This window comes from Arthrobacter sp. BGA-UO-ETr-C19, from assembly GCF_059568005.1.
The window spans coordinates 15,741-40,389 of record NZ_JCAQPC010000013.1; the positions used below are offsets into that span (position 1 = coordinate 15,741).

The 24,649-nt window shown below is 67.6% G+C and carries 20 protein-coding genes; 10 read left to right on the forward strand and 10 right to left on the reverse strand.

The features are described 5' to 3' along the window. Positions 1-12: 12 nt before the first annotated feature. Complete coding sequence (locus tag AC57BR_RS07005; protein WP_496359052.1) at positions 13-1,146, reverse strand: iron-siderophore ABC transporter substrate-binding protein; 1,134 nt, start codon at positions 1,144-1,146, stop codon at positions 13-15. Between the two features lie 207 nt (positions 1,147-1,353). Between AC57BR_RS07005 and AC57BR_RS07010 the strand changes: the two genes are divergently transcribed. Together AC57BR_RS07010 and AC57BR_RS07015 are read left to right on the forward strand one after the other, a co-directional pair. Further along, positions 1,354-3,315 carry an MFS transporter gene (locus AC57BR_RS07010; protein WP_496359053.1) on the forward strand — a complete coding sequence of 654 codons (1,962 nt, stop codon included), beginning with the start codon at positions 1,354-1,356 and terminating at the stop codon, positions 3,313-3,315. Beyond that, positions 3,312-3,875, forward strand: coding sequence for a TetR/AcrR family transcriptional regulator (locus AC57BR_RS07015; protein ID WP_496359054.1), 564 nt, complete (start codon positions 3,312-3,314; stop codon positions 3,873-3,875). Before AC57BR_RS07010 ends, AC57BR_RS07015 begins: the two co-directional genes overlap by 4 nt. Positions 3,876-3,938: 63 nt before the next feature. Here AC57BR_RS07015 and AC57BR_RS07020 read toward each other — a convergent pair whose 3' ends face one another. The 4 genes from AC57BR_RS07020 to AC57BR_RS07035 all read right to left on the reverse strand — a co-directional run bounded on the left by AC57BR_RS07020 (position 3,939) and on the right by AC57BR_RS07035 (position 10,596). After that, a complete protein-coding gene (locus tag AC57BR_RS07020; RefSeq protein ID WP_496359055.1) occupies positions 3,939-4,607 on the reverse strand; it encodes a hypothetical protein in 669 nt (222 codons plus the stop codon). A 180-nt stretch (positions 4,608-4,787) separates the two neighbouring features. Beyond that, the gene (locus AC57BR_RS07025; protein WP_496359056.1) at positions 4,788-8,240 is read right to left on the reverse strand and encodes an ATP-binding protein; all 3,453 of its coding nucleotides are present in this window, start codon (positions 8,238-8,240) and stop codon (positions 4,788-4,790) included. Beyond that, positions 8,237-9,145 carry a DUF4194 domain-containing protein gene (locus AC57BR_RS07030; RefSeq protein WP_496359057.1) on the reverse strand — a complete coding sequence of 303 codons (909 nt, stop codon included), beginning with the start codon at positions 9,143-9,145 and terminating at the stop codon, positions 8,237-8,239. Before AC57BR_RS07030 ends, AC57BR_RS07025 begins: the two co-directional genes overlap by 4 nt. Positions 9,146-9,147: 2 nt before the next feature. Further along, positions 9,148-10,596: a DUF3375 family protein gene (locus tag AC57BR_RS07035; RefSeq protein WP_496359058.1), complete on the reverse strand. Its 1,449-nt coding sequence runs from the start codon at positions 10,594-10,596 to the stop codon at positions 9,148-9,150. Positions 10,597-10,910: 314 nt separating this feature from the next. On the opposite strand from AC57BR_RS07035, the gene AC57BR_RS07040 reads away from it, so the two are divergent. From AC57BR_RS07040 to AC57BR_RS07050, 3 genes are all read left to right on the forward strand, one after another. Beyond that, positions 10,911-11,213 carry a hypothetical protein gene (locus tag AC57BR_RS07040; RefSeq protein WP_496359091.1) on the forward strand — a complete coding sequence of 101 codons (303 nt, stop codon included), beginning with the start codon at positions 10,911-10,913 and terminating at the stop codon, positions 11,211-11,213. Between the two features lie 193 nt (positions 11,214-11,406). Continuing rightward, complete coding sequence (locus AC57BR_RS07045) at positions 11,407-13,380, forward strand: acyl-CoA dehydrogenase family protein (RefSeq protein ID WP_496359092.1); 1,974 nt, start codon at positions 11,407-11,409, stop codon at positions 13,378-13,380. A 198-nt stretch (positions 13,381-13,578) separates the two neighbouring features. Next, positions 13,579-14,487 carry a YrzE family protein gene (locus tag AC57BR_RS07050; protein ID WP_496359059.1) on the forward strand — a complete coding sequence of 303 codons (909 nt, stop codon included), beginning with the start codon at positions 13,579-13,581 and terminating at the stop codon, positions 14,485-14,487. Positions 14,488-14,530: 43 nt separating this feature from the next. Here the strand turns inward: AC57BR_RS07050 and AC57BR_RS07055 are convergent, their stop codons facing one another. Further along, positions 14,531-14,935 (reverse strand): YchJ family protein, encoded by a 405-nt coding sequence (locus AC57BR_RS07055; RefSeq protein WP_496359060.1) that lies wholly within the window; start codon positions 14,933-14,935, stop codon positions 14,531-14,533. Between the two features lie 221 nt (positions 14,936-15,156). On the opposite strand from AC57BR_RS07055, the gene AC57BR_RS07060 reads away from it, so the two are divergent. The 4 genes from AC57BR_RS07060 (at position 15,157) to AC57BR_RS07075 (ending at position 19,155) form a co-directional block, all read left to right on the forward strand. Then, positions 15,157-15,942: a hypothetical protein gene (locus AC57BR_RS07060; protein ID WP_496359061.1), complete on the forward strand. Its 786-nt coding sequence runs from the start codon at positions 15,157-15,159 to the stop codon at positions 15,940-15,942. Between the two features lie 113 nt (positions 15,943-16,055). Continuing rightward, positions 16,056-17,060: an aldo/keto reductase family protein gene (locus tag AC57BR_RS07065; RefSeq protein ID WP_496359062.1), complete on the forward strand. Its 1,005-nt coding sequence runs from the start codon at positions 16,056-16,058 to the stop codon at positions 17,058-17,060. A gap of 8 nt (positions 17,061-17,068) precedes the next feature. Next, positions 17,069-17,920, forward strand: coding sequence for an SDR family oxidoreductase (locus AC57BR_RS07070; protein ID WP_496359063.1), 852 nt, complete (start codon positions 17,069-17,071; stop codon positions 17,918-17,920). Between the two features lie 110 nt (positions 17,921-18,030). Next, positions 18,031-19,155 (forward strand): sulfite oxidase, encoded by a 1,125-nt coding sequence (locus AC57BR_RS07075; protein ID WP_496359064.1) that lies wholly within the window; start codon positions 18,031-18,033, stop codon positions 19,153-19,155. A gap of 19 nt (positions 19,156-19,174) precedes the next feature. Here the strand turns inward: AC57BR_RS07075 and AC57BR_RS07080 are convergent, their stop codons facing one another. The 4 genes from AC57BR_RS07080 to AC57BR_RS07095 form a co-directional block, all read right to left on the reverse strand. Next, positions 19,175-19,663 (reverse strand): ribose-5-phosphate isomerase, encoded by a 489-nt coding sequence (locus AC57BR_RS07080; protein ID WP_496359065.1) that lies wholly within the window; start codon positions 19,661-19,663, stop codon positions 19,175-19,177. Beyond that, positions 19,660-21,426 carry a dihydroxyacetone kinase family protein gene (locus AC57BR_RS07085; protein ID WP_496359066.1) on the reverse strand — a complete coding sequence of 589 codons (1,767 nt, stop codon included), beginning with the start codon at positions 21,424-21,426 and terminating at the stop codon, positions 19,660-19,662. Before AC57BR_RS07085 ends, AC57BR_RS07080 begins: the two co-directional genes overlap by 4 nt. A 66-nt stretch (positions 21,427-21,492) precedes the next feature. Then, positions 21,493-22,266 carry an SDR family NAD(P)-dependent oxidoreductase gene (locus AC57BR_RS07090; protein ID WP_496359067.1) on the reverse strand — a complete coding sequence of 258 codons (774 nt, stop codon included), beginning with the start codon at positions 22,264-22,266 and terminating at the stop codon, positions 21,493-21,495. A gap of 29 nt (positions 22,267-22,295) precedes the next feature. Beyond that, positions 22,296-23,120 (reverse strand): sugar phosphate isomerase/epimerase family protein, encoded by an 825-nt coding sequence (locus AC57BR_RS07095; RefSeq protein ID WP_496359068.1) that lies wholly within the window; start codon positions 23,118-23,120, stop codon positions 22,296-22,298. A 190-nt stretch (positions 23,121-23,310) separates the two neighbouring features. On the opposite strand from AC57BR_RS07095, the gene AC57BR_RS07100 reads away from it, so the two are divergent. Continuing rightward, a complete protein-coding gene (locus tag AC57BR_RS07100) occupies positions 23,311-24,648 on the forward strand; it encodes an MFS transporter (protein ID WP_496359069.1) in 1,338 nt (445 codons plus the stop codon). The last annotated feature ends 1 nt before the right edge of the window (position 24,649 follow it).

Below are 24,649 nucleotides of genomic sequence, written 5' to 3' on the forward strand. Positions count from 1 at the left end.
ACTTGAACGGGCTTACTTGACCGCGTCGGTGGCTTTATCCGCTGCGCTAGCCAGCTGCGGCAGGAACGTGTCCAGCGACCACGGCAGGCTCAGCGGCGAGGAGGCCGAGATGGACAGGGTGAGCGTATTGTCCGAATCCGCCACCATGGCGCCGTTCTTGATGGCCGGGATCTGGCCCAGCAGCGGATCAGCCTTGATGGAGTCGGTGGTCTTCGCGTCCGGAACCCAGGTCACGAAAATGTCCGACTCGAGCTCGTTGGCCTTCTCCGCGGACCACGGGATGAAGAACTCCTTGGACCCCTTCGAGTTCTCCTGCACCACCGGGGCGAGCTTCATGCCGATCTCACTGAGGAAGCGCGGGCGGTTGTCGTTGGCGGTGTATACGTTCACGCCGTCGCTCTTGGCCGGTTCAAGGTTTCCGTAGATGAAGCTCTTGCCCGCGAGCTGCGGGTAGGCGGCGACCTTGTCCTTAATGGCGGCTTCGGTGTCGGCGATCAGCTTCGTGGCCTCGGCTTCCTTGCCCAGCGCCTTGCCGATGATGCTCGTGGAGTCCTGCCAGGAGGTGCCGTAGGCGAGCTCTGGATGCGCAACCACGGGGGCGATTTCGCTGAGCTTCTTGTACTCCTCCTCCGTCAGGCCGGAGTAGGCACCCAGGATGACGTCGGGGTTGAGCTTGGCGATTTCAGTGAAGTTGATGCCGTCCGCCTCGGAGAACTGGACCGGAGCCTTGTCCGACCCGAAGCCCGCGCCGAGCTTCTCCAGCGCGGCGTCCTTCCACGGCGTGGAGCCCTTGGCGTTGCCGCCCCACTCGTTCTTGGGCACGCCCACCGGAACCACGCCCAGCGCAATGGCAACGTCGTCATTGACCCAGGAGACGGTGACGACGCGCTTGGGCTGTTCCTTAATGGTGGTTTCACCAAAGACATGCTTGATGGCCACCGGGAACTGTGCGCTGGCGGACGATGTGGCACTGGCGTCCGAAGCGGAGGAGGCCGGACCGGTGGAGCATGCGGTCAGGGAAAGTGCCGCGGCGGCGAGGACGGCGGTGGCCTTGCCGGCGGTCTTGAGCAGGGAGCGGCGTGTGGTGCCAGCGGCAGCGGAACCGCCGGGAACGGCCGACCGGCCTGGGAAGAGGGGGGAAGTCACGGAACTCCTTAGGTGAATGAAGCGAACCTAAGTAAGGCTAGCCTATCCTTTCGAACATTACGAAAGGTTTGCGTAACGTAATTGCCCCGAAGTGGCCAGACCAACGTCCAGCGCCTTGCCAGCCAAGGGTGAACAATGGTTCACTCGAAGGAGTAAACGCCCGTTCACCCTTATGCGGGCTCCCGTCCCCACAAAGGCCCGCCACATATGACAGCACCCCCCGCCCCGAAGCCAACCCGCAGCCCGTCCGCCATCACCACCGCGCTGGCACTCAGCGGCACGCTCGTGGCACTCATGCAGACCCTCGTGGTGCCGCTGCTGCCCGATTTTCCGCGGATCCTGTCGGTCACTCCTGACGACGCGTCCTGGCTCGTGACCGCCACGCTCCTCGCCAGCGCCGTCGCCACCCCGATCGTCTCCCGCAGTGCCGATATGTACGGCAAGCGGAAGATGATGGTCATCTGCCTGGCCATCATGGTGGCCGGTTCGGTCATGGCCGCCCTGGGCGGGACCTTCCTGTGGCTGATCATCGGGCGCGCCCTTCAGGGTTTCTCCGCGTCGCTGATCCCGGTGGGCATCAGCATCATGCGCGATGAACTGCCCAAGGAAAAGATGGGCTCCGCGGTGGCACTCATGAGCGCCACCCTGGGCATCGGCAGCGCCATGGGCCTGCCGCTGGCCGGCATCCTCTATGAGAGCTTCGGCTGGACGTCGATTTTCTGGGTTTCGGCGGCCGCCGGCACGCTGCTGCTGCTGGCGGTGGTGCTCGTGGTTCCGGAATCCAGGGTGCGCACTCCCGGCCGCTTCGACTACGCGGGCGCGCTGGTGCTATCCGCCGCCCTGGGATCGCTGCTGCTGGCCATTTCCAAGGGCGGCGCCTGGGGCTGGGGCTCGGAACCTGTCCTCCTGCTGTTCCTCGCGGCGGCGCTGCTGCTGGCCGCCTGGATTCCCTACGAGCTCAGGGTGGGCCAGCCCATGGTGGATCTTCGCACCACGGCGCGGCGGCCTGTCCTGATGACCAACCTTGCGTCGCTGCTGATCGGTTTCGCGATGTTCGCCAACATGCTCCTGACCACCCAGCAGCTTCAACTCCCCGGCGCCACCGGCTACGGCTTTGAACTGAACGTCATCACCGCCGGCCTCTGCATGGTGCCCTCCGGGCTGGCCATGGTGGTGTTCGCCCCGGTGTCCGGCGGGATCATCCGGCGCTTCGGCGGCAGGTCTGCCCTGATAACCGGCGCAGGCGTGATGATCGTCGGGTATGTGGGCCGGGTGTTCTTCTACGACTCCATCACGTGGGTGATCATCGGCTCCACGGTGGTGAGCGTCGGCACTGCGATCGCCTACGCCGCCATGCCGACACTGATCATGGGTGCCGTCCCGATCACGGAGACCGCCTCCGCCAACGGCCTGAACAGCCTGGTCCGCTCCATTGGCACGTCCACGTCGAGCGCCGCCGTCGCCGCCGTGCTCACCTCGGTCACCATTCCGCTCGGCGCGGCCCGGCTGCCCTCGTTCGATGCCTTCAGGGATGTGTTCTGGATGGCCGCGCTGGCATCCGCCGCCTCCGTCCTCGCCGCCATCTTCATTCCGCGCATCACCACCCACCGCCCCGCCGCGCCGGCAGCGGCAGAGCTGGTGGTGCAGGGGCGCGTCCTGGCACCGGACCACCGCCCGCTCACGCCCGCCGTCGTCACCGTCCTCCAGACGGAGGGCGAGCCGGTGGACTGGAGCCGCGTGGACACCGACGGCAACTATTCCGTGGCGCTGCCTGGCGCCGGGAAATACCTCGTAGTGGCCAACGCCGCGGGCTGGGCGCCGATGGCAGAGGTCTTCGATTTCGACGGCCGCACACTGAAGCAGAACTTCCAGCTGCACGAGCGGCTGGAAATCAGTGGCCGGGCGGCCATTGGCCGCAGGCCCGTGGCCGGCGCCGTGGTGACGCTGCTGCACGCCACCGGCGAGCACGTGGACACCGCCAGGACGGACGACGACGGCGTGTACACACTGCCGCTGCCCGCCGCCGGACGCTACATAGTGACTATGCTTCATCCCGTGACTCATCAAGCCGTGGCGCGCAAGCTCGCCGTCGACAACCGGTCCGTGACCGTGGACCTTACAGCCGAACACGTCCCCCAGCGGACCGGCGGGGAGCCAGTGCGGGCATGAGCAGCCCCAGCCAGGAATCCATCCTGACCGCGGCCGGGCGGCTGTTCGGCGAACGCGGCTACCGGGCCGTGACCGTCCGCGACATCGCCGCGGAAGCCGGGGTTTCGGCGGCCCTGGTGATGAAACTGTTCATCTCCAAGGCCAAGCTGTTCGCTGCTGTGCAGCCGGACGAGTCGCTGCTCACCGAACTGACCGTCCCGGCGTCCGAGCTCGGCGGCGCCCTGGTGTTCCGCGTACTGATGCGGCGGGAACGCGGCATGCAGGAACCCTGGGCCATGATTCCGATCAATGTCCACGATGCTCCGGACCCCGAGTCGGCGCGGAACGAACTGCGCGAACGCTACCTCGGCAGCATCGCCAGGCTGATCGGGGATGCGACGCCGGACCGCCGCTATGCCTCGACGGTCACCGCCCTGATGACCGGGTTCGGCGAAACGGTCCGGACTTTGGGGCTCTTCGACGGCTGGGACTTTGACGAGTTGGTGGCCTACTACGGCGGAATCGTCCAGGCCCAGATCGACGCCTGCACGGCCGCGCATTCCTCCCCAACGGCCCCCTGACCTCACAAGCTCGGCCAGGGAACCCTCCGGTCGTGGCCCCAGCTCAACCGGCAGAGGCTCGGGCTATTTGTACGAGATGCTCAGCAGCAGCGCCTTGAGGGCCCGCCCTTCGGTGCCTGCCAGCCAGGACTTGGCCGCGGCGTCACTGGCGAACGGCTTCTCCATAAACTGCGCCTCCGCCACGATCACACCGTCCCCGGCGCGGATGATGCCGTCGAGCGCGGTGCCCTGTCCTGGCTTGGGCGCCCCCGCCGCAAGGTGCATGCGGTAGGTCGCATTGCTGTCCATCCGGTCCACATAGAACGCGTAGTGGGCGGCCGGCGCGGGCTGCGCCGCCAGGCCCGGGACGGGCTGGGACTCGAAGACTGTGCGGGTCACCGGGTGGGAGACGCCGTCGGCGATCCGCCCGGAGTACATGGTGGCCTGCTTCGTACCGCTGGCATCGACAACCGTCGCCGTGGCAGAGTCCGACGGCGAGCCGGATCCGGTGAAGAGCTCAACCTTCCAGTCGGCCGGGTACTTGAAGGACACGTGGCCGTTCGGGAACGTGTATGTCTTGACGTCAGCCGCCGCAGTCGCGGAAGCGGAGGTGCTCGCGGAAGCGGCCGGGGAGGATGACGACGGAGCCGCCGAAACCATGGCGCCGCAGCCCGCCAGGGAGAGGGCAGCGGCAGCAGCAAGGGCAGTGATGACGGGGGCGCGGAATGCAGGGCGCATGGTGGTGCCTTTCATGGTGACGCCGTCAAGCTCTCAAGGGGCTGCTCTTGCCCGCCGCGTGGGAGTGCCCTGACCCTGTGGAGCATTCGGCGAAGACTGGTGGAGTCACCACACTGGCACGCCAAAACAGCCCGCCACTAGGGCGCGAGCAATAAATCCATCGATTTGTTATAAACCGTTGGAAAGCGTTACGGACTAGCGCAGCACGATATCCACGGGATTGGCCTCGGACCGCCACTCGCCTTCTGTTCCGGGTTTCGGGGTGATAACGGGGGCGGTGAGCACGCCGGAGCGGTTGGTGCGCCTGTCGCGCAGGATCTCGGTGACTGAGCCCAGGTGCCGGGACAGGTCAATGACGTTCTCTGGTGCCGCAAGGAGCAGCTGGAAGCCAAACTCATGCAGCGCCTTGATGCCCGCGCCGGCGAATTCCTCGGAAGCCAGCACGAATGCCTCATCCATCATCACCGTGCCGTACGTGGTGAAGCCCTGCTCGGCGATGCCCAGCTGGTAGCTCAGCGCCGCCGCCATGATGAACGCGGTGAACCGCTGGCGTTCACCACCGGACATGGAGCCGGTGTCGGCGTGCATGAACACTTCCGTGCGCTTGCCGCCCTTCTTCCCGGGGGCGTCGGCCTCGCGGTGCTCCTTGCACTGAATGAACAGGTGGCCGCGCACATCCAGCACCTCGGCGCGCCAGCGCCGGTCCTCGGGAGTCTGCGACCCCAGCCGCTTCACCAGCGTCTCCAGCGATTTGTACCGGGCGGTCAGTTCGGCGTCGTCGTTCTGGCCCGCGGGGGCGGTTTCCGTCTTGCCGTGCCGGGCGTGCCGGGTCTTCAGCGCGTTCTGGATGGCGTCCTTGAACTGCTTGGCCGTGGCCGGCAGGGTTTGCTTGATGTCGAGTTCCAGGTAGCTGCCTTCGTGGAAATTCACCTCGGACAGGATTCCGTTCAGCGGCAGGATTCTGCTGGTGATGGAGCGGCGCTCCTCATCCAGCAGGTGGAGCAGGGTGCTGAACGACTCGTGCGTGCGCTGGTTGAAGAACTGCCGGAACTCGGCCTCCTGGGCGGGAAGCCCGTCATTGATGATTGCGTGGTACCGGGCCTCGAACTCCCCGACGGCGCCGATGGACGTGCCGTGGTCGGCCGAAATGGCGGTGCCCCAGTCGCGGACGAAACCTTCGAAGATCCGTGTGAGCCGTTCCGACGTGGCCTGGGCGCGGGACTCTGCACCGTGCAGGTCACCGAGCAGCTGGGACCGCACCCGGCCGGCGAGGTTGTCCAGTTCGTGCATTTCCGTGACGTCGCCGAATTCGGCGAAGTAGGGCGCCAGCGCTGCGGTGGTGGAGTCCGACGGCGGGGCCTGGTTCAGGCGGGTACGTGCGGCTTCCAGCAGTGAATCGGAGGCGGTGAGCTGCTGGTCCAGCGACTTGTATTCGCTCTGCAGCACCGCGGCTGCCTCGGTGCTGGACTGGTGCTTCTGGCGCGCCGCTTCGATATTGGCGCGAAGCGGTTCGAGGTCGGCTTGGGCGGCGAGGGCGTCCTTGAGCCGCTGCTCAATCCTGCCGAGCTCGTCGGCAGCCACCGCTGCCGAGACCTGTTCCCACGGGCGGTGGTCCTCGGCCACCCGGCGCAGGGCCTCGAGCTGCCGTGACATGCCCTGGTGTGATTCCTCGCGGCTTTGGGCCAGCTGCGCCGCCTTGGCCAGTTCCTGGCGCAGGTCTTCCGCCTGCCCGGCTACGAGCTCCAGCTTGGAGGCGTTGTCGAACCCGAGGACGTAATCCTGGCGGCTGGTGAACCGGTCGTCCTTCTCCACGGTATGCCTATTGCGCTTGACCACGCCGCCGATGCTCAGGCCCTTGTCCAGGCCCGCCAGTTCGTCCGGGTTCTCCACGCACGGGTACGCGAAGTCGAGGGCGATCCGCTCACGGATCCACACCCCGGCTTCCGCGCTTGTCCCGGTGGTGAGGATGTCCAGCTTGGTCAGCAGGTCGCCGTCGGCCACGTCCTCCACCGCGAGCGCCGCCCCGGCGAGCGGCTTGGATACGTCCACCGCGCGCAAGGCGCCGCGGACCGTGTGGCCGTTCAGGTAGCGGGTGACCGCAGCGAAATGTTCACCCGGAACAAGCAGCGTGGTGGCCAGGTTCCGCAGGGCACGTTCAGCGGCGGGACGCCACTGTTCCTGGCCCTCGGCAAGGTCGATCAGCTCGCCGCCGAACGGCATCTGCTCCTCGGGAACGCCGGTGGCGGCCGCAATGGCGGACCGGTTTTCAATACTCGACGGCGGCAGCAGGGACTTGCGCGTCTTCAGCGACACAAGCTCCTGTTCGGCCGCGGCAAGCTCGCGTTTCTTCGTGGCATGGGCGTCGAAGGCCTCGAAGCGGAGCTCCTGCAGGGCCGCGGAGTCATCCTTCAGCTCGGCCGAGCGGCTGGCCGCCTGTTCGTGGGCCTGCTCCCAGCCTTCAGCCGTCCACTCCAGGTCCAGACCGGCGTCCGTCAGCGCCTGCCGGGCCGCCTCCTCCACCTGCTGGCGGAGCTTTAGCCCCACCCGGGCGTTCTCGAGGGACTGCTCGATCGAGGAGATGGCGTTGCCGCCCTGGTTGTTGTAGTCCGCCTCGAGCTGCCGGAGCTCCTTGGCCAGGCCGTCCCGCACGCCGCGTTCCGCTGCGAGCTCCTTGGCCTTCGTCTGGGCGAGCGCCTTGAAGCGGGCCAGGGTTTTCTCGTGCACGGTGACAGCAAGCTGCTGCCGGTAGGCCTCGAACTCCTCGCCCGTGAGCTCGCGGAGCCGGTTCGCGTCCAGAAGCGACTGCGCGTACTCCCGGTTCAGGCCCGGGACGGGGGCCAGTTGGTCGCGCTGCTGCCGGACGTCCTCCAGGCGCTGCCGGATGGACATGAGGTTGCTGAATTCCTCGACGACGTCGTCCGCCGCGGCCAGGGTGGCCGGGGCGTCCAGCACCTGGTCGCGGAAGAACGTGTTTACGCTGCCGCCCAGGCCCTTTCCGGCCTGGATGACGCGGAGCAGGGGCAGCGCCTGGTCCGAGTTGATGCCCAGGAGCCGGCGGAACCGCTCCGCGAACGCCTTGTGGACGTCAAAAACCTGGGCGTCCGGGAAGATGTTTTCCAGTGCAGCCCGGGTGAAGCGCTTCTCGGCGATGTCCTCGATCGCGGCGAGGTCCAGCGGGCTGTTGTCGATCACGTAATACCGGCCGACGCTCGATTCCGTGCCGTTCTTGGGCAGGTCAAACAGCGCCGACACCGTCACCCTGGTGCCCGCCGCGTTGTCGAACGTCAGGGCGACGGCGGACCACGTGGCACCGGGGCGCTGGAACGCGCTGGCCGAGCCCTCCCCGACGGCCTTATCGCCCACCTTGCCGCGCATGTACGTGAACGTGGTCCGCTTGTCCTCCACGGCGCCCGAGCGCTGCGCGGCGGCCTCGTTGGAACGCGGCCGGGCGTCGAACACCCGCAGCATGGCGTCAAACAGTGTCGACTTGCCCACGCCCGAATTGCCGGTCAGCAGGGTGCCGTTGCGGTCCACGTGCATCGTGTGGGCGCCATGGAACGTGCCCCAGTTGACCACCTGCACCAGTGCCAGGCGCATCTGGCCCGGGTTAACGACCTCGCCCAGCGGAAGCATGGTTGCGATGCTCATGCTTCTTCCCCTTCCGCCGTGGTTGCCGTTGACTCCGCAGCCGATGCGTCGTTGTTCGTCTCACCTTCGGCGTCGTCGTCTTCATCGGTTTCGACAGGCTCAACCAGCGGATTGTCATCGAGTTCCAGCATTGCTTCGGTGCCCGTGGGGTCTGCCGTGGCGGCTATTAGGGCTTCGATTTGGGCGGGGATGTCGCCTATGTTGTCGAAGGGGAGGGCCAGGGGCAGGGCGTTGGAGATGGTGTAGACGTCGTCCAGGCCGGTGGTGAGCAGGAGCTGGCGGGCGAGGAGCTTGGTGATCGCGCGGTTCACCACGTCCGAGTCGCGCAGGGCGTCCTGCTGGCCGGCCGGCTGGTAGTGCGCCACGAGTTCGGCGATTTCTTCGCGGGTGATGGTGGGGTCCGTCTGCGCCGTCACGTGGCGGTCCAGCAGGAGCCGGAGGCGCAGCAGCACGATGGTTTCCACCCGGCTCAGGGCACGCTGCTGGCGCAGGATGCTGGAGCGGGCACTGCCGCCGATTGCCTCGGGGTCAACGGGACGCAGCACCGCGATCTTCCGCTCGTGATCCAGCTGCAGCGTGAGGAAAAGCTCCGAGAGGCGGCTGCGCAGGATCAGCTGGTTGTCCAGCAGCGTTGTCCAGAGTTTCTCGTCCCGGCCGCCGTCGACATACGGGCCTTTCAGCAGCTTCACGAGGGCCTGGCGGACCTTCATGGGCAGCACTCCGGTGTCACCCGGAAAGAGTGCGGCGCCGTCCACAAACGTGTCGCGGGGCGTGACCGTGAACGGGTCGGAGCGGGGTGACTCCGCAGCCGATGCCGCCCCTGCCGTGGCTTCGGCAGGCTCAACCTGCGGGGTTTCGGCGCGCTCGCCCAGCCCGGCGTCCGCCGTCGTTATCTCTTCAGTCATCGCTAATCCTTCTTGAGCGTTACCACCGGCAGGTATGCCTTGCGGGTGGTGCCGTCTATCTGTTCGAAGTCGAGGGCCTCCCACGCCAGCTGGTCAAAGCCGGCGCCGGTGTGGAGTGCGTGCGAGAGGAGCGCCCGGATGGAGTTGATGTGCTGCTCCTCCGGCGGAAGCTGCTCCCACGCCTCGGCGAGGGTCGAGGCGCCGGCAGCCGCGGCGCGGATCGCCTCCGGCCTGGCCTTGGCGGTCCGGGGCGAGCGGACCCGGTCCGAGTCGCTGAACGCGATGGGGTCGGCGAGCCTGGGCGGGGCAGCGAACTCGTCCGGATCGAAGAGCTTGACCATAGCGAGGGATTCGAACCCGGCGTTGAACAGAACCGGACCGCGGACCAGGCCCGGCCGTTCACGCTCATAGGGCAGGGACCGGATGGCCTGCTCCGCCTCGCGCAGCACCTTCCGCAGGCGCACCGACTGGCGGAAGTCGTCGCTCTGGACATAGGTGTTCAGGCTCTCGCTGAGCTTGCCGTAGATGCGCTGGATCTGGCTGTGCTGCTGCCGCAGTTCCGCCACCAGATTTTTCAGGGTCTCCCGGTCGTCCGGCGACAGGTCGTCCGCGAACTGGCGGCTGAGCACCTCGCCGATCGCGGAACGGAAGCGCAGCTGCTGCTGCGGGTCCTCGAGGAAGGCAGTGAAGGAACGGAAGGTCCTGCCCTCCGGGCTCTGGCGCAGCCGCTTGTCCGCCTCAAGAACCTGCGCCATCGTGGCGCCCTTGGTCAGGGATTCCTCGATGATCTGGTTCCGGAGCTCGCCCACGAGCTCCTCGATGCGGTCACGCATCTTCTTGTAGTCCGCGGGGAGGCTCGCGGCGAGGTCCAGGATGTTGCCGGCTGCTTCCACAGCCTGGTCGTCGTCGAGCAGGCCATCGAAGTCACCGGAGCTGATGTCCTCGATCAGCCGCTGCCGCTCTTCGATCTCCTCCTCCAGCGCTTCCAGCCGTGCGCTCTGGTCCGGGTTGGTCTCGTTGGCGAGCTTCTCCACGTCACCTAGGAGTGTGCCCAGTCGGGAGCCGTTGAGCGTGGACCTTTCGCTGGAGAGGCTGTCCAGGAACGCCAGCACGCGGGCGGCCGGCTCCGTGACCTCGTAAACGATCTGCCCCGACTGGTTCCGGCGGGTCAGGAACTGCTTGCGCGTCCACTCATCGCCGAAGGACTTCCCGTTGGCATGCCCGCCCAGCCCCGGGTCCTGGCGGCGCAACTGTTCAAGGAAGGAGTCGACGTCGGCGTGGAACTCTTCCAGCGGAAGCTGCGGCCGGGTGCGGGTAAAGGACGCCTGCAGCACCGCGATCACCCACGGGGCGGACCGGGTAAGGGCCCATGCCGGCCCCTTGGTGAGGAGCTCAAGGTCCCTGAGCCTTGCGCTGATCGCGTCAGCGGAGGACGTGGCGGACCGGGGCACACACTCTCCTTCAGTAACTTGGGGGTGGTCTGGGCAGCCGAAAACCCGAAAACTGCCAACTACAAGGTTAACGCAGAGCCACCGGCCGGCCCGCGCCGCGCTCCCGTGCCACCGAAACGGGCGTGGTTGCCCAGCAGACAACGTTACGGGTGTGACAGATGAGGTTTCCGCAATCACTCTGTGACCTACGCAGGAGTATTGTCTCGATCCCGTATCAAGGCGGCCACAGCATGGCCGAGACGCTGGAGGAAGCTTCGCTCCTGGCCCTAGTCTCGAGCTACTGGTCCATCCGCAGCAACGGCGCAGGGGGAAGCATGCAGTTCGACTTGAGTGCAGTGGAGACAGCCACCTTGGTGTTCATTGGAACGCTGATGTTTGCCCTGGTGCTTGTCTTGTTCGTGGCGGCGGCGGCATTCGCCGCGCTCGTCCTGGTAGGCGTGGGGAGACTGGCGTGGCTCGTCATTGCCACGGCGCTGCTCAGGACGGTCCACGCGATCAACCACGCCTGGGACAGCCTGGTGCACCACGCCTCTGCAGTCGAGTTTCCCGCGGAGTTTCAGGGGCAGCCGTCCCCTAGCACCGGAACCTACCCGCGGGTAGCATTGAGGGACAGCTGAAGGGTTCTCCACCCGCGGCGGACCCAGGGCTTTGAGCCGGTCATCCGGTTAGAGGAGATGCCCCGTGAGCTCCGCCACTGACAGCCAGGCGACAGAACGCCCGGCCCCTGACAGCAGGGCTGGAAACAGCACAGCAGCAGCCAGTACGACTGCAACCACCACGGCTGCGGACGGCACGGGCGCCGTGCCGCCCGTGGACAGTCCCGCGTCCGAAACGCCCGTCGCTCCAGAGAAGATCGGCGCGGGCGCGTCCGCCGAGGACGCCCGCGCCATCGCAGAGGCAGCACGCGAAACCGAGTGGGCCAGGCCCAGCTTCGCCAAGGGCCTGTACCTCGGCAGCTTTGACCTGGGCCTCATCCATCCCTGGCCCGCCGCCAAACCCGATGACGTGGAACGCGGCGAGGCCTTCATGGCACGCCTGACGGAGTTCTGCCGCACCATGTCCGGACGGACCATCGAACGCGACGCGAAAATTCCCGACGAATACCTCCGCGGCCTGGCGGAGCTGGGCGTGTTCGGCATGAAGATTCCGCAGGCGTACGGCGGCCTGGGTCTGTCCTTGGTCTATTACGGCCGCGCGCTGGCTCTGCTGGGCTCTGTGCATCCGAGCCTGGGCGCCCTGCTCTCGGCCCACCAGTCCATCGGCGTGCCGGAACCGGTGAAAGTGTTCGGCACGCCTGAGCAGAAAAACAAGTACCTGCCGCGCTGCGCGGAGGGGTCGGTCACGGCATTCCTTCTGACCGAGCCCGACGTCGGCAGCGACCCCGCCCGGATGGGCAGCACCGCTGTTCCCGCTGCCGACGGCGAGTCGTACCTTCTGGACGGCGTCAAACTTTGGACCACCAACGGCGTGATCGCCGAGCTCGTGGTGGTGATGGCCGTCGTTCCACAGCACACCGACGCGGACGGCGCCGTCCACAAGGGCGGCATTACCGCCTTCGTCGTGGAAATGGACTCCCCTGGAATCACGGTGGAGAACCGCAACACCTTCATGGGCCTGCGCGGCATCGAGAACGGCGTGACCCGGTTCCACCAGGTCCGTGTGCCCGCCGCCAACAGGCTTGGCCGTGAAGGGCAGGGCCTGAAGATTGCGCTCACCACACTGAACACCGGCAGGCTCTCGCTGCCGGCGCTCTGCGTGGCGACGGGCCGCTGGAGCCTCAAGATCGCGCGGGAATGGTCCAATGCCCGCACGCAGTGGGGCCGCCCCGTGGGCAAGCACGAAGCAGTGGGCAAAAAGATCGCGTTCATCGCCGCCACGGCGTTCGCCCTTGACGCCGTGTTCGAGCTGTCCGCCGAGATGGCCGATGCCGGGCAAAAGGACGTCCGCATCGAGGCGGCGCTGGCCAAACTGTGGTCCACCGAGATCAGCTGCCGGATCGCGGACGAACTTGTGCAGATCCGCGGCGGCCGCGGCTTTGAGACGGCCGATTCGCTTGAGGCCCGCGGCGAGCGCGCCGTCCCCGCGGAGCAGCAGCTGCGCGACCTGCGGATCAACCGCATCTTCGAGGGCTCCTCCGAGATTATGCGGCTGCTGATAGCCCGCGAGGCCGTGGACGCGCACCTCGCCGCCGCCGGGGACCTGGCCTCCGCGGAGGCGAGCCTTTCAGACAAGGCGCGGGCCGCCGTCGGCGCCTCCGGCTTCTACGCAAAATGGCTGCCCAAACTGGTGGCGGGCCCCGGCATGGATCCGCGCTCCTACAGTGATTTCGGGCGGCTGGCCAAGCACCTCCGCTTCGTGGAGCGGTCCTCGCGCCGGCTCGCCCGCCAGACCTTCTACGGCATGGGCCGCTGGCAGGCCCGCCTTGAGCACAAACAGGCGTTCCTGGGCCGGATCGTGGACATCGGGGCCGAGCTCTTCGCCATGGCCGCCAGCTGCTCCCGCGCCGAGATGCTGCTCCGCACGGCGCCCGAACGCGGCGCCACCGCGTTTGAACTGGCCGACGCCTTCTGCGAGCAGGCTCGCGTCCGGGTGGACGAGTACTTCGACCAGCTCTGGCGGAACACTGACGACGGCGACCGCGACGTCGCGCGCAAGGTGCTGGCCGGCAACTACACGTGGCTGGAGGCCGGCGTGCTGGACCAGTCCGAAGGGACCGGCCCGTGGATCGCCGATGCCACCGCCCGCGAGTCGACCAAGGAGAACCTGCACCGGTCTTACCGCTGACCGCGCCAGGCACCGGTCGCCGGCCCTGGCTCCCCGCCCCTGACAAGGGAAGACGCGCGACACGAAGATACTAAGCATCCTTGCTAATGCCCATTGAACGGAGTTAGCTAGAAACTGAGGCCAGTGCCTTGGCCTCGGCATTGCGTTGCCCGGCTTAGGCCCCTGAGTCCGGGTCCGTTCAATGAAAGCGAGTCGCTGATGAGCAGCCCAACCGGCTCCGGGGACAGACGCCCCCGGCGCACTTCCTCTGAATCAGGCACGTCCGAAACGAGCAGGCCCGATCTCAACAGGCCCGAACACAGCGCGGCAGACGCCCCCACGGAAGCCACGCCTGTCTACGATGCCACCCAGAACCGGCGTTCGGACCGTCCGGGCGTGACCAGCGCCGGCGCCGCGACGGACACGCACACCCGGGCCCTCAACACCACGGACTCGGACACGCCGTACGCCGAGCGCGACTACACACCCGGCAATGAACCGGACGGCCGCCCGGACACGGCACGGCCCGAGGACCCGGCCTTTGCCACCCGGGAGATGGCCGCGGCCCGCGAAAGGGAGGCGTTCGGCGGCATTAAGATCGGCTCGGCGTTCTTTGGCTGGCTGGCCGCCACGGGTATGGCCGTGCTGCTGACCGCCCTGGTCGCCGCGGCCGGGACCGCCGTGGGACTTGCCACGAACACCGACGTGAACGCCGCCGTGGGCCGGGCCGCCTCGAACCAGACAGTGGGGATCGCCGGCATCATCATCCTGCTGGTCATCCTCTTCGCTTCCTACTACAGCGGCGGCTACGTCGCCGGCAGGATGGCCCGGTTCAATGGTGCGAAGCAGGGGTTCATGGTGTGGATCTGGGCCCTGATCGCTGCTGTGCTGGTGGCCGTGCTGGGCATGATCGCCGGCGAGCAGTTCAATATCCTGGCGCAGCTGAACAGCTTCCCGCGGATTCCGGTCAACGAGGGCCAGGTCACCACCACCGGCATCATTGCCGCCGTCGTGGTCGCCCTGGTGGCCCTGGTGGGTGCCGTGCTGGGCGGCATGGCCGGCATGCACTTTCACCGCAAGGTGGACCGCGCCGGCTTCACTCCCACGGCGGATTATGAGGAGCACTGAATAAGGAGGACCGCTGACCGGCTGCCGGCCAGCCGGTCATTCCCTACCGGTGAAGCGCGACGGCGTCCACGTAGTACCAGCGCCGGTCCACCCTGAGGAAGCGGCTGGTTTCGTGGTGGACGCCGCGCCCGCCGTCCTGGCTGAAGTGCGCCTTGAATTCCACAACGCCTTCGGTGTCGAGCGGGCCGCCCCGCTCGACGGAGACGATGTCCAGCCGCCGCCACTCCAGACCCGGGTCGAAGTCCAGCTCCGCAGGCCGTGTGCTGGAGTGCCATGTTTTCAGGAGGTAGCCGGCATCCAGCAGGACGAAGGCAGAGTAGCGCGAACGCATCAGCTGCTCGGCGGTGGCTGCCTCTGCCGCACCGCTGTGGAACCGGCCGCAGCAGTCCGCATACGGCTCGCCGGACAGGCACGGGCAGTTACCGGAAAAGGGTTCTGGCTCGGTCATGGCATCCCTGGGAACGTGGTGGGCCGCTTGCTGAATCAGACTATAGGCCGCTTGATACGGGAAGGTCCTATAACAGCTTTGAAACAACAATTGCCGGCACTTGTCATGAGGGCATGTCGGCAGTAAATAGTCCGTATGGTGGTTAAGGGCTGTTTTCCGGCGTGGTCACCGGGCTCGGTCACACCGGTGACGGGCTGGGCGCCGATGGTAAGGAGGGTGAAGTGGAAGATCCGACAACGATTGCACTGAACCTTACCTTTTTCGGCACCCTGGGTGTTGCCTTCCTAATGTTCGTCGGCCTGTGCATCAGCGTCATGCTCACGCTGGTGATTGCGGGGCTGGGACGCCTCGTGGCGCTGATCGTGATGGCGCTGTTCGGCCGCCTCCCCAAAAACGAGACCATCGAGATCGTGCGGCTCGCTGCCGACGGAAGCCCACTGCCCCCGGACGCAGAAGTGGTGCCGGCAAAAGCCAAGGCGAAAAAGGCCAAGGCCCCCGGCCCGGTCCGCGAGCCGCGTGCACCGATCGACTGGAAGAAACTGCGGACCCGCGCCGGCCTTCAGGAGGCGCTCCGCAGCGCCGTCGTCCACCATCCCCTGGTGACTGCCGCCCGGCCGGTGCCACCCGTCCTCGCGAAGGACTGGGCCGACGCCGTAGCTGCCGCCGACGCCCGCGCAGTGGCGCGTGCCCGGGCCGCCGCGCCGGAGGTCAAGGTCACCGTGCGGGACCTGCCGCCGCCCGACGTCGCCGCGGCCAGCGTGACCGAGGTGGCTCCGCTCGTGGAGTCGGCCCTGCGCCACGATGCCGTGCCGGCCAGTCCTGCAAGCAACGGTGCCACCAACAACAGCGCCACCAGCAAGGGTGAAACGGTCCGGTCCGCCTTGGCGCTCTCTGCCCAGCCGCCACGGCCTGCGCGGAAACCGGCCGTCGCCGGACATGTCACCGTCCTGGACACCGGTTCCATGACGTCGCTCGCGCAGCGCCCGGACACCCGCACCCGCGCCTGACCCTGCTGCTTCCATGCAGCTGGCCGCCGGCCGCGGCCCGTCGCGGGGCAGGCAGCGAGATAAGCCGCCGGTATCCCTTACCCCGAGCAACCATCTCCGCTAGCGTGAAACCCATGGAATTCAGATACCTCGGAAACAGCGGCTTCAAGATTTCGGAAATCACGTTCGGCAACTGGCTCACGCATGGCTCCCAGGTGGAGAACGACGTCGCCACCCGGTGCGTGCGGGCGGCGCTGGACGCCGGCATCAGCACCTTCGACACCGCGGACGTCTACGCCAACACCGCGGCGGAAACCGTCCTGGGCGAAGCGCTGAAGGGCGAACGCCGGCAGTCCATCGAGATCTTCACGAAGGTGTTCGGTCCCACCGGCCCCAAGGGCAAGAACGATCTCGGCCTGTCCCGCAAGCACATCATGGAATCCATCGACGGTTCCCTCACCCGGCTGCAGACGGACTACGTGGACCTGTACCAGGCGCACCGCTACGACTTTGAAACGCCGCTCGAGGAAACGATGCAGGCGTTCGCGGACATCGTCCGGCAGGGAAAGGCCCTGTACATCGGCGTCAGCGAGTGGACCGCCGAGCAACTCCGCAACGGCCACGCCCTGGCCAAGGAACTGGGCTTCCAGCTCATCTCCAACCAGCCGCAGTACTCCATGCTGTGGCGGGTCATCGAGGAGGAGGTGGTTCCGGCGTCGGAGGAACTGGGCGTCTCCCAGATCGTCTGGTCCCCCATGGCGCAGGGTGTGCTGAGCGGCAAGTACCTGCCCGGCCAGCCGCTCCCGGAGGGCAGCCGCGCCACCGACGACAAGGGCGGCGCCAAGATGATCCAGCGCTGGATGCGGGACGACGTCCTGGCCGCCGTGCAGGAGCTGCGGCCGGTCGCCGAGGAAGCCGGGCTGACCATGCCACAGCTGGCGGTGGCATGGGTACTGCAGAATCCGAACGTCGCCTCTGCCATCGTGGGCGCCTCCCGGCCCGAACAGGTGGCCGACAGCGCCGCTGCCGCCGGCGTGCGCCTAGACCCGGATGTCCTGAAGAAGATCGACGCCGCCGTCGGCTCCCTCGCCGAACGGGACCCGGCCCAGACAAAGTCCCCCGCAACCCGCGAGGCCTAGGAGCACCCATGACGGATCTTCCAGACCTTGCGGTCACCGGCGCCACCGGGGTCCTTGGCGGCATGGTGGCCCGCCAATTGTCCGAAGCCGGGTTCTCCCAGCGCCTGGTGGTGCGCGACCCCCGGCGGGCGCCGCGCCTGCTGGACGCCCCGGCGGTGGCGGTCAGCTACGCGGACCCCGCGCTTTCCCGCACGGCCCTGGAAGGGGTCAAGGTCCTGTTCATGGTGTCGGCGGCCGAGGCGGAGGACCGGCTGCAGCAGCATTACGCCTTCGTGGACGCCGCAGCCGATGCCGGCGTGCAGCACGTTGTGTACACGTCCTTCTTCGGGGCAGCGCCGGACTGCACCTTCACCCTGGGCCGCGACCACTATGCCACCGAGGAGCGGATCAGGGCGTCCGGCATGGGATTCACGTTCCTGCGGGACAACTTCTACCTTGATTTCCTGCCCATGCTGGCCGGGGAGGACGGCGTCATCCGGGGTCCGGCGGGCGACGGCGTAATGGCCGCCGTCGCGCGGGAGGACATTGCCCGGTCCGCGGTGGCCGTTCTCCGTGACCCGGCCGTCCACGCCGGGGCAACCTACGACCTGACCGGGCCGGAGGACATCTCCCTGGCGCGCGCCGCCGAGGTGCTCACGCGTGCCACGGGCAGGACCGTCACGTACCACCACGAAACCGTGGACGAAGCCTTCGCCTCGCGCGCTTCCTACGGCGCACCGGCGTGGCAGGTCGAGGCCTGGGTCAGCACGTACACGGCGATCGCCGCCGGAGAGCTGGCCGGGGCGACGTCGGACGTGCGCGGCCTCACCGGTCAGGACCCGATGGCACTCGAGGAATTTGTGAAGCTGCCGCAGCTGTAGGGGCTGTTGACGGCCTGTGTTGACCGTCCTGCGGACACGGCGTAAACCTGTGAGGAGGAGCACGCCTATCAGCAGCTGCACCCCGCAGCACCGAGCAGAATCGCAAGGCCATGTCCAAGCTGATCTACCGACGCCGACCGTCCGCCCGCCCCGCAGCCCATTCCGGTGTAGCAGCGCATTCCGGTGAACCCACGCATGGCCCGCTCACCCGGGAAGAGCTGCAGCTCGCCGTGCGGAACCACTCGATGCCGCTCGAGGCCCTGCGCGAGGACGTGACTCCCCCCGGGCTGCATTACGTGCTGACGCACTTCGACATTCCGCAGGTCAGCGGCGCGTGGCACCTGCGGATCGGCGGCGCCGTGGAGCGGGCAATGGAACTGAGCCTTGCGGCACTGAAGCGGGATCCGGCCATCAGTGTCCAGGTGACCATGGAATGCGCGGGCAACGGGCGATCGCTGCTGAGGCCGCGTCCGCTCAGCCAGCCCTGGACCCTGGAGGGCGTCGGAACGGCCGTGTGGACCGGAGTGCCCCTGGCGTACCTGCTGGCCCAGGCCGGCGTCGAGCCCGAGGCCGTCGAGGTGGTGTTCACCGGGCTGGACGCCGGGATCCAGGGCGGCGTCCGGCAGCAGTACGCCCGGAGCCTGCCCATCTCGGAAGCCTCCCGGGCCGACGTCGTCCTTGCCTACAAGATGAACGGCAGTGATCTGCCGCCGCAGCACGGCTATCCGCTGCGGCTCGTCGTCCCCGGCTGGTACGGCATGGCCAGCGTCAAGTGGCTGCAGTCGGTCCAGGTGGTCACGGCGCCGTTCACCGGTTTCCAGCAGTCGGTCGCCTACCGCTACCAGCACAACGCGGACGACGCCGGCACCCCGGTTTCGCGGATCAGGGTGCGGTCACTGATGGTTCCGCCGGGCATTCCTGACTTTTTCACCCGCCGCAGGTACCTGCCCCGCGGGCCGGTCATGCTCCAGGGCCGGGCATGGTCCGGTGAAGGGGCCGTGACGAAGGTGGAGGTCGGCATCGACGGCAAGTGGGTTCCGGCGCAACTGGACAAGCCTGCCGGCGCCTTCGCCTGGCGCGGCTGGAGCCTTCCCTGGGTTGCCGACGCCGGCCACCATGAACTGGCATGCCGGGCCACCGACGCGACCGGCGCCGTGCAGCCGCTGGAGCAGCACTGGAACTACCAGGGCATGGGCAACAACACGGTGCAGCGGGTGCGGGTCATCGTCGAATGAGCCGGGGGGTTATGGCGGTTCAGCACCCTTCATAGTCGCTGAGTACGTTCAGCTTGCCTGCCGACGCCGACTCCGGGTCGAAGGTGTAGCCCACCCATTCCCGGGCGAGCCTGCGCGCCAGTTCCAGGCCGACCACCCGCTGGCCCATGGTGAGGACCTGGCAGTTGTTGGAGAGCACGGACCGCTCCACTGAGAACGAGTCGTGGGTGGTGGCGGCACGGACACCCGCCACCTTGTTGGCGGCAATCGCCACCCCGATCCCTGTCCCGCAGAACAGGATGGCCCGGTCCGCCTGTCCATCCCGGATCATCTCGCCGGCGGTGATGCCCACATGCGGGTACGGCTTGCTGAATTCGTCCGGTTCGTCGCTGCGGTTGACCCCGATGTCGATCACGTCGGCCACGCGGGGGTCGGCGCGGAGGTCCTCCAGGACGCGGTTCTTGTAGTCGACGCCGGCCTCGTCGGCCCCCACGATGACCTTCAGCGCGGGAACAGCTGCGGCGGTCATGCCGTGGCCTTCGCTTCCTCGCGGACCTGTCCTGCCGATGGCGGGGCGGCATGGCACGCCAGGTGTCCGCCCAGCACGGTGAAGATCATGGCCAGCGACGTGGCGCCCGGATCAGCGGTGCCCAGGCTCTTCTCCGCGAGCGGCCGGGCGCGGCCCTTGAGCGGGCGAAGCGTCGCGGTGGCTGCAGCGGCGGACGTGGCAGCGGCTGCGGCTTCCTGCCAGGCGGCCCCGGCACCGGCGCCTTCCGCCGTCCGGCGGGCCAGGGTTTCGGCGAAGGGCAGGAGCGCATCCACCATGGTCTTGTCCCCCAGCTCGGCCTTGCCCAGGCCGGTGATGCGGCCTGCGAACGCCGTCATGGCGGCCGAAAGCTCCGCCGGTCCGGGTGCCTGGCTGTTGCCCAGCCACTCGCCGAGCGCCCGCAGGCCTGCGCCCCAGAGAACCCCCGACGTGCCGCCTGCCCGGTCCGCCCAGGCATCCCCGGCGGCGGCCAGGACGTCTCCAGCACCGGCGCCCCGGGCGAATGCGTCAACGGCGGCGGCCACGGCTGCATCAACACCCCGGACCATGCCGCGGCCGTGGTCACCGTCGCCTGCAACGGCATCCATGTCGCCCAAACGTGGCTCCTCAGCGTGCAGGAGGTCGCGTGCCGCCTCGAGTGCGGCGACGCAGGCTGTTGCGTACTCGCGGGAGGAAGCGGTGGCGGCGAACGCGACCGCGGTGCTGTCGTCGTCGGACGCCTCGGCGGCAAGACTGCCGGACTGCGCCGCAGCGTTACCGCGCCGGTACGCCGGGGTTTCCGCCGGCGCTGCCCAGAGCGGCTCCAGTTCATCATCCAGCCAGGTGACAGTGAGGGACACCCCTGCCATGTCCAGGCTCGTGACCAGCTCGCCCACTTCCGGAAGCACCAGGGTGTAGCCGGCGTCGCGGAGAAGCGGTGCCACGGTTCCCCACAGCACGAACAGCTCCTCATGTTTGGTGGACCCCAGGCCGTTAAGGATCACGGCGATGCGCTGGCCCGCCCCGTCCGGAGTTTCTGCCAGCACGCGGGTCACCAGTTCGCGGCCCAGGTCCGCTGCCGGGGGCAGGTCCGTGTCGAAGAGGCCGGGCTCGCCGTGGATCCCCAGGCCCAGCCCCATCTGCCCCTCGCCCAGCGAGAACAGCGGCGCGTCGGCGCCCGGGAAAGTGCAGCCGGCAAAGGCGCTGCCGATGGTCCTGGTGAGGCTGTTGGCCTTGCGGCCCAGGCGGGCAACCCCGGCCAGGTCCGCACCGGCCTCGGCGGCAGCGCCCATGATCTTGAAGACCGTGAAGTCCCCGGCGATGCCGCGGCGCTTGGACGATTCCGACGGCGGGGCGCTGGCGACGTCGTCCGTCACCAGCACGTTCTCAACGGCGATGCCCTCGCCGGCCAGACGCTCGCTGGCCATGCCGAAGTTCATCACGTCACCGGCGTAGTTTCCGTAGGTGAACACCACACCTGCGCCGCTGTCCGCTGCCTTGGCCACGGCGTAGGCCTGGTTCGCGGACGGTGACGTGAAGATGTTTCCCACCACCGCGCCGTCGGCAAACCCGGGTCCGATGAGCCCGGCGAAGGCGGGGTAGTGACCCGAGCCGCCGCCTGCCAGGACTGCCACCTTGGGCGCGGCCGGTCGGTGGCGGCGCACCGCGCCGCCGGGGACCTGGCGGACCAGCGCGGAGTGAAGATCGCAGAAGCCAGCGAGGGCTTCCTCGGCGAAGTCCGCCGGATTGTTGAAGATTTTGGTCATGGCTGGCTCTCTATGCTCCGGGGCGGGCAGTGGGCTGGGCGGGGGGGTTTGCGCTTTGAAGCGTTCCTAGTGCATGTGGCTTCCGCCGTTGATGTCGATGGTGGTGCCGGTCAGGTAGGCGGAGTCCTCGGAGGACAGGAAGGTGATGACGGCGGCGACTTCTTCGGTGGTGGCGTTGCGGCCCAGCGGGATGCCGGCGTTGATGGCGGCCTCCTGCTCCTCGGTGCTGCCGACGCGGATGTTGGTGTCCACGGCGCCCGGGGTGATGGCGTTGACGGTCACGCCGGAATCGCCGAGTTCGCGGGCCAGGGCCTTGGTGAAGCCGAGGATGGCGGCCTTGGCCGCGGAGTAGGGGACCTTGCCGAAGACGCCGCCGCCGCGCTGTGCGGAAACGGAGGACATGTTGACGATGCGGCCCCAGCCGTTGTCGATCATGTCCGGCAGGAAGGCCTTCGTAACGAGGTAGGTGCCGGTGGAGTTCACGGCCATGACCTTGTTCCAGAGGTCGAGCGTGGTTTCCAGGAAAGGCACCGGCGAGGTGATGCCGGCGATGTTGGCCAGAGCGCCGACCACGGGAAGGGCGCCGCTCCTGACCTCGGCCGAAACTGCCTTGTACGCGGCGTTGACGGAGTCCTCGTTGGCGACGTCGATCTCGTAGCCGAATGCCGGGACGTTGAATTCGTTGCCGATTTCGGTGGCGACCTTTGCGGACTTCTCGCCGTCGAGGTCCAGGATCACCACGCCCCAGCCCTGGCTGGCGTAGCGGCGGGCGGTGGTGATGCCGATGCCCCGTTCGGAGGTGGCTCCGGTGAGGACGGCGGTGCGCTGAATGGCGGTCATGATTCTCCTTGGTGGTTTTTGTGGGGTGTTCAGATGAGGTCGGTGATGAAGCTGGCTGCCTTGGCGGCGGCCGCCGGGCGTTCGTCGTGGGTGATGTCCCGGGTTTCAAGTTCCAGGCTGAAGTGCCCGGTGTAGCCCTGCCCGGCAAGGCCCCGCAGCCCGGCGGCGAAGTCGGCCTGGCCATTGCCGATGCTGAGGTTGATGTTCCCGGGCACGGCATCTCGCAGGTGCACGTGGGCTATCCGCCCCTCGTGCCGTGCCAGGTACTCCAGCGGGTCCTCGCCGGCGGCGACGATGTGGCTGAAGTCCATGACAATCCCGACGCCGGACCCCGCCAGCCGCTGCGCCAGCAGTCCGGCGCGTTCCAGGTTCCAGCAGAACCGCAGGAAGTGCAGCGATTCCGTCCAGAGTTCGACGCCGAACCCGGCCGCGCGCTCCCCCGCCCGGATCAGTTGGGCCGCGACGGTGTCCAGATCCTCCTCGAGGCTCCGTACCGGCTCGTGGCTCAGGGCACCGCACGGAAGGACCAGTGCCTTGGCCCCCGTTTTGGCGGTGAGGGTGAGCAGGGCATCAAGGTGACTGTCCCGCTCAGCCTGCCGGCCGGCGTCGAGCACTGCATTCAGATCCCCGATATCCCCGTTGACGGAACGCACCCGCAGGCCCGATGCAGCCACGTCACTGGCCACGGCTGAGACGGCATCAGCGTCAAGTTCATACGGAACGTGGTCGCAGACGCCGGGGAGGGCGCCAAGGTCGATCTCAGCGAATCCGAGCCCGGCGATGGTTCGCAGGGCTGTCGGCAGTTCGTGATGGCGGAAGCTGATGGATGAGCACCCGAGTCGGGAATGGAACATCGTCGTTGATCCTCTGGTCGTGCCCGGCAGGCCGTGGTGATGGACACCACAGTAGCTTCGGTAACTGTTAACAGTCAACTCCTAACGGTGACTGTTGACAGTCAGCATGACGCCCGTCACACTGGGACGTATCTTGTTAACAGTCGACCGCGCTGGACCTTCTTCAGCCGCTCTTCGAAAGGGAACCACCATGAGCAACGAAGCTCTGAACATGCGGGGGCCGGTCCACGGCACCAAGGACGCCCGCCGGGTCGCCATCGGCTCGGGCGTCGGCGCCGTGATCGAGACGTACGACTTCATCGGCTTCGGCACCGCGGCCGCCCTGTACTTTGGAACTGCGTTTTTCCCCACCGGTGACCCGGTAACCGGAACGCTCGCCGCCTTCGCCACGCTCGGCGTCGGCTTCGCGGCACGGCCGCTGGGCGGCATCATCGGTGGCCACCTGGGCGACAAGGTAGGACGCAAGCCGGTCCTGGTCACGTCCCTGATCCTGATGGGCATCGCGACCTTCTTCATCGGGCTGCTGCCCACGTACAGCCAGGTGGGCCTGCTGGCGCCGGCGCTGCTGGTGTTCGTGCGCATCGTCCAGGGCCTGGCCTTCGGCGCCGAATGGGGCGGTGCCATCCTGATGAGCTACGAGCATGCACCGTGGAAGTCCAAGGGCAAGTACACGGGCATCGTGCAAGCCGGCTTCCCGGTGGGCCTGCTGCTGGCCAACCTGGTGTTCCTGGTCAGCGTGAACCTCGGCGGCGAGCTCGCCTGGCGCATCCCCTTCCTTGCCAGCATCGTGCTGGTGGTGGTCGGCCTGATCATCCGCTCCAAGGTCCCCGAGTCCCCGGTCTTCGACGAGGTCAAGGGCCACGGCGACATCGTCAAGTCCCCCATCGTGGAGGTCATCAAGACCGACTGGCGCAACATCGTGAAGGGCATCGGCCTCCGGATCGCCGAGACCGCCGGCTATGCCGTGTCCATCACCTACATGATTTCCTACCTCAACAGCCAGCACCTGGCCGACAAGACCCAGACCCTGGTGGCCCTTTGCATCGCGTCCGCCATCGGCATCTTCGCCACCCAGGCCTGGGGCCGCCTGACCGACAGGATCGGCCGCCGCCCCCTCTACATCTGGTCCACCGCCTTCGCCGTACTGTTCGCCATTCCGATGTTCCTGCTGGTCAACACCGGCCTGTTCGTCTTCATCATCGCCACGATCGTGATCTCCTACGCGGTCTGCCAGAACTCCCTCGCCGGAGCCCAGGGTGCCTGGTTCCCCGAGCTCTTCCAGGCCAAGACCCGCGCTTCCGGTGCCTCGCTGGCCTACCAGATCTCCGCCATGGTCTCCGGCTTCACCCCGTTCATCACCACCCTGCTGTTCGTCAGCTTCGGATGGATGGGCCCGGCCCTGCTGTTCGGCCTGTACGCCCTCATCGGTCTCTGGGCAGCCTTCGCCACCCGGGAAACCTGGGGCAAGCGGGAAAGGCAGCTGGCTGATGAAATCACCAAAAGCACCCCCCAGTCGGTGAACGCCTGAT